Annotated in this window: 12 protein-coding genes; 2 read left to right on the top strand and 10 right to left on the bottom strand. The window is 34.5% G+C overall.

The annotated features are described in order from the left end of the window. From KQI76_RS09165 to KQI76_RS09120, 10 genes are all read right to left on the bottom strand, one after another. Positions 1-108, bottom strand: a 108-nt coding sequence (locus tag KQI76_RS09165) for a transposase (RefSeq protein ID WP_216400018.1), incomplete at its 3' end; no start/stop codon positions are given. 755 nt (positions 109-863) lie between these two features. Further along, the gene (locus tag KQI76_RS09160) at positions 864-1,475 is read right to left on the bottom strand and encodes a helix-hairpin-helix domain-containing protein (protein ID WP_216400015.1); all 612 of its coding nucleotides are present in this window, start codon (positions 1,473-1,475) and stop codon (positions 864-866) included. A 128-nt stretch (positions 1,476-1,603) separates the two neighbouring features. Then, complete coding sequence (locus KQI76_RS09155; RefSeq protein WP_216400014.1) at positions 1,604-2,359, bottom strand: class I SAM-dependent DNA methyltransferase; 756 nt, start codon at positions 2,357-2,359, stop codon at positions 1,604-1,606. Between the two features lie 21 nt (positions 2,360-2,380). After that, a complete protein-coding gene (rsfS, locus tag KQI76_RS09150; RefSeq protein WP_216400013.1) occupies positions 2,381-2,722 on the bottom strand; it encodes a ribosome silencing factor in 342 nt (113 codons plus the stop codon). Next, positions 2,719-3,294 carry a bis(5'-nucleosyl)-tetraphosphatase (symmetrical) YqeK gene (yqeK, locus tag KQI76_RS09145; protein WP_216400012.1) on the bottom strand — a complete coding sequence of 192 codons (576 nt, stop codon included), beginning with the start codon at positions 3,292-3,294 and terminating at the stop codon, positions 2,719-2,721. Before yqeK ends, rsfS begins: the two co-directional genes overlap by 4 nt. After that, on the bottom strand, positions 3,272-3,850 hold the full coding sequence (locus KQI76_RS09140; RefSeq protein WP_216400011.1) for a nicotinate-nucleotide adenylyltransferase: 579 nt from the start codon (positions 3,848-3,850) through the stop codon (positions 3,272-3,274). Before KQI76_RS09140 ends, yqeK begins: the two co-directional genes overlap by 23 nt. Before the next feature lie 90 nt (positions 3,851-3,940). Continuing rightward, positions 3,941-4,231, bottom strand: a complete 291-nt coding sequence (yhbY, locus tag KQI76_RS09135) for a ribosome assembly RNA-binding protein YhbY (protein WP_216400010.1) — start codon at positions 4,229-4,231, stop codon at positions 3,941-3,943. Positions 4,232-4,573: 342 nt separating this feature from the next. Further along, complete coding sequence (gene aroE, locus KQI76_RS09130) at positions 4,574-5,395, bottom strand: shikimate dehydrogenase (RefSeq protein WP_216400009.1); 822 nt, start codon at positions 5,393-5,395, stop codon at positions 4,574-4,576. An 18-nt stretch (positions 5,396-5,413) separates the two neighbouring features. Beyond that, positions 5,414-6,526 carry a ribosome biogenesis GTPase YqeH gene (yqeH, locus tag KQI76_RS09125; RefSeq protein ID WP_216400008.1) on the bottom strand — a complete coding sequence of 371 codons (1,113 nt, stop codon included), beginning with the start codon at positions 6,524-6,526 and terminating at the stop codon, positions 5,414-5,416. After that, the gene (locus tag KQI76_RS09120) at positions 6,514-7,029 is read right to left on the bottom strand and encodes a YqeG family HAD IIIA-type phosphatase (RefSeq protein WP_216400007.1); all 516 of its coding nucleotides are present in this window, start codon (positions 7,027-7,029) and stop codon (positions 6,514-6,516) included. Before KQI76_RS09120 ends, yqeH begins: the two co-directional genes overlap by 13 nt. 358 nt (positions 7,030-7,387) lie before the next feature. Here KQI76_RS09120 and KQI76_RS09115 point away from each other — a divergent pair, with 358 nt between their 5' ends. Both KQI76_RS09115 and sigK read left to right on the top strand, forming a co-directional pair. Beyond that, positions 7,388-7,540 carry a sporulation histidine kinase inhibitor Sda gene (locus KQI76_RS09115; RefSeq protein WP_216400006.1) on the top strand — a complete coding sequence of 51 codons (153 nt, stop codon included), beginning with the start codon at positions 7,388-7,390 and terminating at the stop codon, positions 7,538-7,540. Positions 7,541-7,678: 138 nt separating this feature from the next. Further along, positions 7,679-8,380, top strand: a complete 702-nt coding sequence (sigK, locus tag KQI76_RS09110; protein ID WP_216400005.1) for an RNA polymerase sporulation sigma factor SigK — start codon at positions 7,679-7,681, stop codon at positions 8,378-8,380. The last annotated feature ends 75 nt before the right edge of the window (positions 8,381-8,455 follow it).

The raw sequence follows: 8,455 nt of genomic DNA, 5'->3' as shown, positions 1-8,455 counted from the left end.
TGCAAAATCAGATATTTCATTATCAAATACTTGTCTGCGATATTTTACAACCAGCACAAGATGATAGTGCAATAAGAACACTGAATGATTATTGTTATCTAATTTCATTGGTATATCAGCCCTTTATCAGGATAAGGCTGATTGTATCACAAGCTTTGGCTAAAGCCAACCGAAATTCATCTCCCACCTACTCATTGGGATATCGCCCTTCTCATTCCTTGAGGATGGGAGACTTCTTTCGGAAATCCGTTAAATAAATTTTGCTATTACCTAAAGTACAATTTATGTGACTGTTATCTTTCACGATTGGCAACACGCTTTCCGTGGGCACGGCTTCAGCCTCCTCGGAAGAACCCCATTTCCTGCAGGGTCTTCAGACTCGTGCTGTTCCCACAGGAGTCGGTCACCATTCGTTCCAGAAAACTAGCATGAATCATTGTACAAGACTTGTTGTATCTTTAATCTAACGATTTTTGATTGTAACTTGCCTATAAATAGTTCACTATTTTCAAACAGTTCACTTGGATATTGCGTGATGTCCTTAGATAATAGAATTGGAATGGATCCAAATGGGAATATGCTGTTTCCCCCTGTAGTTTAACTACGTTTTAAGACTGTGACCCAGCCAATTGCTGAACTGCAAACGCACAAGCTGTATCGATGTACCGCCAAACCAAATGATAGTGGGATTTGGGCAGCTTTTGGTGATACACCAAAGAATACTCATAAGCCAGGTTGTTGTTAGGCAATTGTGTCTAGGGATATCCCGCAGTATCCAAGCTTATTCCAAAATCACATGAAAGGAGGTCCTTTCCGTGAAATTGTTCGTGGGTATCGATGTTAGTTCTAAACGTCTTGATGTTTTAAGGTACAATAACATACTCTGCTAATTTTTCAAATGTTTTTTCACCGATACCAGAAATATTCTTTAACTCTTCAGCCTCTCTAAAGGGGCCATTTTCTTCCCGATATTGAATTATAGCTAAAGCCTTTGCTTCACCTATTCCCGGCAATTGCTCCAGTTCTGTTTGGCTTGCTTGGTTAATTCTTATTTTATCATGATTAGAGTCAGATTGAACGGTTAAATCTTCTGATTCAGATTGATCTAGTACGAAAATAACCATTTCATCATAAACCTTTTCAGCAAGATTTATTTGATTCTCATCAGCGCGATCAGTAAAACCACCAGCTGATTCAATCACATCAATTACACGGTCGTTAGGATCGACTAGGTAAACACCTGGTTGATGGACTTCTCCTTTAATATCGACATAAACTTTCTCTTGATTTGGAATGTTCTCATTTTCAGGTGAACTTTCAAACGGACTAGATGTAGGATGATTTACTGAAGAGTTAATTGGGGATGTTTCTACAGATGGTTGAAGCCAATCGGATCGGAATAATTCCCAGAGGATACCGAACAATAAAATTAGACAGACAATAACAATAATTAAATTATCTTTTATCCACTTCACAGTATCCCTCAATTCCATTTCATTTTTTTATTGTTAAAGAGCTTTTTATATAGTTCGGCAAAGCTGATTAAAAATCCTTTATAAATAAAAAAAAGTACAAAAATGTACTTTTTTAATGTTTTGCTTAATTATTTTCGACAAGCAAAGAAAAGACGTTCTCCCAAAGGTTCCACTGTCAAATCATCAATAGGAGTTGTTTGAAAATCGGTATATAGTTCCACATCTTTGAAACCTGCTTCAGTTAATAATTTAAGATATATTGATAATGGATAAGTTCGCTGATGATGAAATTCGTCAAATCTTTGATATTTCCCATCTTCCTCAATAAAAAATGTTAATTCATGTTTCATTTCTCCCGCATACTTACCTGGATAACAAAACCAAATATAAGCTAAATGATCGTAAACTTCAGAAAAAAGTTGATCTACCATCTCATTTTCCACATAATCCATATTATGAACATCAAATAAAAACACTCCGTCATCACTTAAACTCTGATAAGCATGATGAAAAGTGGCACTCAACTTATCTTGATCTGTTATGTAATTAACAACATCACAATAACTAACAATAAGATCATAATGATTCAAACCTTCTAATTGAGTGATATCTTGCTTTATCCATTGAATATTTAAATTGTCCTTCATCGCATGTGATGCGGCTTCAACCAACATATCCTCTGATAAGTCAACTCCAGTTAGTTGATAGCCCTTTTCTGCTAAGCGACAAGTCACTTGACCCGTTCCACAGCCTAAATCTAATATTTTTATTTGCTTAGCAGGAACATCCTTCTTTATATAAAGTTCAGTAAATTTAACCCATTGATCATATGGAGCATCCTCCATTAAAAAATCATAAAGTTTAGCTAATTTTTGATAGGTCACGACTTATCCCTCTTTTTCATCTCAGTCAACTTCAATAATAGGTGCATCGCCCCAAAGGCGTTCTAAGTTATAATAACTTCGTTCCTCTTGATGGAAAATATGACAAACCACGTCACCAAGATCGATTAAAATCCAACGTGCTTGTTCAAACCCTTCCATTCGATTAACGATTGCGTCATTATCTTCTACCGCTTCCTTTATTCCCCGCGCAATTGCTTGTACTTGACGTTCACTAGATCCTTCACAAATAACAAAATAATCAGCCATAACAGATACGTCTTTCATATCTAACACTAAAATATCTTCAGCTCGTTTATCATCCGCTGCTTTAACAACGTTTTTAATTAGTTGTTCATTGTTCATGAATTCAATTCCTCCAAATTCCGTTTCAGTTGATTATACATATTTAAAGTTTCCGGATAAATTAATCGTTCACGACTTAATAAAAAAGTCATACTATTTCTAACCGCCATAAAACAAGCCTCATCTAAATTCTTGGTTGCTACCTTTCGAATGATATCTAAGCCAGGAAAATGTCTACCTGGTTCAATATAATCCGCTAAATATATTATTTTTTCTAAATTCGTCATTTGACCATGACCAGTCGTATGCCAATAGATAGCATCTTTAATTGCTTGATTATCAATTCCCAACTCTGTTTCCACTAAAATGGAGGCAACGGGTCCATGCCACAACTCATGATGAAAACTTAATAAATCCTCCGGTAATTGAAAGTCTTTGATAATCTGGACCATTTCTTTTAAAGGCCGATATTTCGCATAGTCATGGAAAACAGCTGCCAACATTGCCTCCTCTTGGTTAACTTGAAAAACATCAGCTAAAGTTATCGCTGTTTCCATCACACGTTCAGTATGATCATAACGTGTTTCATTTAAGTGAGGTTTAACCAGTTTAAGAGCCTGATCTTTGTCCATACAATCCTCTCTCCTTTATTAAAGCTAAAACTTCTTGAGGAATAAGGTACCGTACTGAATGGTTCTTTTCAAGTCTTTGCCTAACCATCGTTGAGGAAATATCAAGTCCTGGTGTATCTAATAAGATAACAGGATAAGGTGTTTCTAACTCAAATTCTGGTCGCTTGACTCCAACAAACTGAACCATTTTAACTAATTGGTCAATTTTATGCCAGTTGGGTAAGTACTCAACCATGTCAGCACCAATAATAAAATAAAACTGTGCATTTGGATATTGCCTTTGTAAAGTCCTTATCGTCTCAATTGTATATGATTTCCCTTTACGTTCTAATTCAATTGTTTTAATTTGAAAATAATCAACTTGATCAATTGCCACTGTTAACATGTCCAATCGATCCTGAGCAGATACTTTAGCCTTTTCTTTATGGGGCGGTTCAGAAGATGGAATAAACCAGATCTCATCTAGTGATAATCTTTCATAAACCTCTTCTGCCATTGCTAAATGCCCGATATGCGGTGGATCAAATGTCCCACCTAATAATCCGATTTTTTTCATTGTCTATCTCCTCGAAAGCAGAAAACATTTTTTCTGATCTAACACTTTAAAATTTTTCAAACATGGAAAAGACTTTGTTACATTTTTCATCTATGGCAATTCAATTGCCTTATGTTCAAGGGATTCTTTATATAATACGATGATCCCACCAATGATTTGTACAAGTTCAGCATCGGTACCAGCAACTAGTTCTCTAGCTATATCTTCTTTATCTGCTAAACAGTTTTGTAAAATGGTTATTTTTATTAATTCTCTTTTCTCTAATGCCTCATTAACTTGAATAACCATATTATCATTGACACCCTCTTTACCTACTTGAAAGATAGGTTTTAAATGATGTGCCTTAGCTCGTAAATAGCGCTTTTGTTTTCCCGTTAACATTATAACTCACTCCTTATTTTACCTTGTAACCTTAACTCATCATCAGTCATAACTTTTCCTTTTAAAAGACGATTTATGACATCGAATGATAAAGTGAAACTTCAATCAATGTGATTTGAGGATACAGGATCTGGTAGCTTTAGTCTACCTTCCCTTATCCCCATTGACTGGGACTGGGGTTACTCGTTCCATCGAAGGGATTTGCGGTTACTCGTCCCATCGAAAATATTTATTAATCCCGCAAAGGGATGACCTAAAGACCTTTGAAGCAATCGGTCCCTTACTGTCAGTTGATCTCCCATATACATTTCTTAATTTTCTTCGAATGCCTGAAGTGAAGTCTTACTGGCAGTTAAACTGCGATAAAATTGATTTAACATCAACTTTTTCTCCAGACCAGAGCTCAAAGGCATGTTTAGCTTGATAAACTAACATTTCATGACCATGATGAACCTTGCCCCCTCTAGTGGCTGCGTCTTTTAAAATAGCAGTCCAAAAAGGCTGATAAACAATATCACTTACAACAGCACCCAGTTTCAAGTGTGTTAAATCAATCACTTGTTGATCAGTAACAGGTACCATGCCTACTGAAGTTGTTTGCACAATAAGATCATATTGTGACAAGCGCTCTTCCGCCTCTTTGAATGATAATGCATAACTCTTGATTTGTCCTTGATTTAAAGTTAATAAATTTTCAGCACGTGAAATGGTTCGGTTAGCAATAGCTACTTCTGAGAAATTTTCATTAATTAAGGCGTAGTATATCCCCCGGCTAGCCCCACCTGCCCCTAATATTAAAGCAGATCTACCTCCTGTAAATAAACCTGGGAAGTTATCCTTTAAAGCAGTTACTAAACCTAAACCATCTGTATTATAGCCATACCATCTTTGATTTCGACAAACAACTGTATTCACGGCACCAATTTGTTCTGCATCTGAACTTATCTCATCTAGGTAAGGGATAATCTTTTCTTTATAAGGGATTGTCACATTGAAACCATCCCAATCTGTTTGCTTCAATTTTTTTATATTCTCTTCAAATTGGTTTGGCTCAATCTCAATAAGTTGATAGCTTCCCTTAATTCCAGTTTGATCAAGAAATTGCTGATGGATCCAGGGTGACTTTGAATGTTTAATTGGATGGCCGATCAAGCCTAGTTTCATCTTGGATCTTCCCCCTTCCTAAATGATTGCTTTTCTTTTTGACACAGGTACATCTAGCGGTGTATGAACAGCAATTGTCGCTGGAACACCTGATAATGTAATCCAACCTAATCCTGGAAACACAATATCTACCCTATCTTCAGCAATTTTAATTGTTTTCTCAACAAGGGCAGGATAATTCTTAACATCTTTTTCGTTTGGTGGCGATAGAAGTTTCCCTAAATGTTCATTATACAAATTATTAGCATGATCTAGCTTTGTTCGATGAATATTAATCTGATTAGCAAAGTAACAAGTAAAAGACTGGCGATTACCTTTAATAAAATCAAATCGTGCTAAACCACCAATATACAAAGTTTGTCGGCTATTTAACTGATAAACTCTCGGTTTAATTTCTTTATTTGGTGTAATTACTTTTATATCTTCTTGAGAGAGATAATGTGTTATTTGGCTGCGATTGACGACACCTGGCGTATCATATAAAGCTGTCTTTTGATCGAGTGGAATTTCAATGAATCCCAGAGTTGTTCCGGGGAAATATGAAGTTGTAATAACATCCTTTTCCCCAACTGACTCATTAATCAAATAATTTATAAAAGTTGATTTACCAACATTTGTACTCCCCACAACATAAACATCTTGACCATTACGATAGTATTCAATCGCACTTTTCACTTCAGTATAACCTAATCCTGTTTTTGCAGATACTAGAAAAACATCTTGAACAGTCAAACCAAGATCAGCAGCTTCCTTTTTCATCCATTGTTTTAATCGATTTAAATTAGTTGATTTTGGTAGCAGGTCAATTTTGTTACCTATCAAAATAATTGGATTGTTTCCAGTCAAGCGCTGTAAACTTTTAATGAAGCTACCATTGAAATCAAATATGTCAACAAGTTTGACAATCAAACTTGTTGTTTCAGAAATTTGACTAATCATTTTTAAGAAATCGCCATCTGAATAAGGAACATCTTGAATTTCATTATAGTGCTTTAAACGAAAACAACGTTGACAAATGATCGTTTCATTTTTTAATGCGGATGCAGGGATATAGCCAGCTTCATGTTTATTTTCTGTTTGAATAGCAACACCACATCCCTGACAAATATAATCATTTTCTATTCTTCCCATTTGATCAATCCTCTTTTCTCTAACTTATTTAAAATAAAACGTTCTATACTACGGTTAAATTTTGTTATTTTATCATCCGTATCTACAATCGGTACCACTAAAATTGTTTGAAAGCCCGAACGATTTCCACCAAGTACGTCCGTAAGAAGTTGATCACCGATAACAACAATTTCTGACCGTTTTATATTCATTTTTTCAGCTGCCTTAATAAATGATCGTTTCAATGGTTTATTTGCTTTATAAACATAAGGCCGTTTTAAAGATTTTGAAAATAATTCAACCCGATTTTTATTATTATTTGAAAGAATCATTACCTCAATACCACTTTGCTCCATTTGTTTAAACCAATTATAGACTTGATCATTGGGATAGGCTTCATTCCAAGCAACTAATGTATTATCAAGATCAGTAATTACTCCTTTTATTCCCTTTTCCCTGAGTTGCTCTGGTTTAATTTCAAATATACTTTTGACTTGCTGATCAGGCAAAAATAATTTTAACAAGAACTATCCACCTCAATTAACGATAACTTTATTATTGTACCCTACCATCATAAACAATTTATCAAACAGTTTCAAAATTATTTCACAGAAAACAGCTAAATTTTTATTATATGTTATATATTCATATGATTATACCAAAGAATCGTTCGACAAATTCAGTCAAGTTTTTTTCTGTGGATAACTTCACGCACATTAAAACGGCTTATATTACAGTTTTGTTCGTTATTATCAACAGACATATACACAACTTATCTACAACTAATGTAGATAACCATCAACTTGTGTCGTTTACCAAAGTTTGATAAAGTATTCATATGAAATTCAGATATCAATAATGGTATGAATAGGAGGGTTGTTATTGATTAATTTATCAGATGATTTATTAATTGAGTGCTATCAAAAAGCACTTGAATTGAAACTAGAAGATGACTTCATTCGTTTAATTGAACGGGAAATGGAACGAAGAACATTAACCTACTTAATAAAACCCTTGATTCACCTAAATTATTAACGTTTGATAGGCAGACAAATCGTATTCAATTGGCTCGTAAATAAATTTAAATAAAAGAGGATCGGACAGACACTTTTTCTAACCTCCAGACATAAGGTGTCGATATAGGTATTTGCCTAAAATTTTGGAGGTGAAAAGATGTCAACCATTTTAAGTGCTCTTTCAGTAATTATCAAAGATGCGCTTTTTTTTGTCTCTTATGTAAAGAACCATGCCTTTCCTCAGCCATTAGATCCTGATGAAGAAGCTAAATATATTAAAAAAATGTTAGCTGGTGACTTTGAAGCAAGAAATAAATTAATTGAACATAATCTAAGATTAGTTGCTCACCTAGTCAAAAAATTTGATAATACAGGTGAAGACAATGAAGATTTAATCTCGATCGGTACTATTGGCCTAATTAAAGGAATTGAGAGTTTTTCACCTAATAAAGGAACCAAACTTGCTACATACGCAGCAAGATGTATAGAAAATGAAATTTTAATGTTTTTAAGATCTACAAAGAAATCGAGAAAAGACGTCTCTCTACAAGACCCTATTGGGCAAGATAAAGAAGGGAATGAAATTAGTCTTTTCGATATCTTGGAAGCTGAAAATGAAGATATTATTGAATATATACAATTAAATCTCGAAGTAGCAAAGATTAATAAATATTTATCCATCCTTGATGATCGTGAGAAATTAGTCTTAATTAGCCGCTATGGACTTGGCAATGCAGAAGAACGCACGCAAAAAGAAATTGCGCAAGAATTAAATATCTCAAGGAGCTATGTTTCTAGAATTGAAAAGAGGGCTTTGATGAAAGTGTTTCATGAATATTATCGGCAAGAAAAGCGCTAGGGTCAGGTCATGGGAAAACAGTTTTTATTTCAATTTCTGATCAATACCTTTTTGAGAAAATAACCACAAATTATT

This window comes from Amphibacillus sp. MSJ-3, from assembly GCF_018919165.1.
In the GTDB taxonomy this organism is placed as follows: Bacteria; Bacillota; Bacilli; order Bacillales; family Amphibacillaceae; genus Amphibacillus.
Note: the sequence above shows the minus strand (reverse complement) of the source record. Positions and strands in the feature narration are given on the sequence as shown.

Bases quoted from the DNA above. Each gene is read 5' to 3' on its own strand.
- rsfS (WP_216400013.1), bottom strand. From the start codon at position 2,722: ATGAACAATGAACAACTAATTAAAAACGTTGTTAAAGCAGCGGATGAT.
- yqeK (WP_216400012.1), bottom strand. From the start codon at position 3,294: ATGGACAAAGATCAGGCTCTTAAACTGGTTAAACCTCACTTAAATGAA.
- KQI76_RS09140 (WP_216400011.1), bottom strand. From the start codon at position 3,850: ATGAAAAAAATCGGATTATTAGGTGGGACATTTGATCCACCGCATATC.
- yhbY (WP_216400010.1), bottom strand. From the start codon at position 4,231: ATGTTAACGGGAAAACAAAAGCGCTATTTACGAGCTAAGGCACATCAT.
- aroE (WP_216400009.1), bottom strand. From the start codon at position 5,395: ATGAAACTAGGCTTGATCGGCCATCCAATTAAACATTCAAAGTCACCC.
- yqeH (WP_216400008.1), bottom strand. From the start codon at position 6,526: ATGGGAAGAATAGAAAATGATTATATTTGTCAGGGATGTGGTGTTGCT.
- sigK (WP_216400005.1), top strand. From the start codon at position 7,679: ATGTCAACCATTTTAAGTGCTCTTTCAGTAATTATCAAAGATGCGCTT.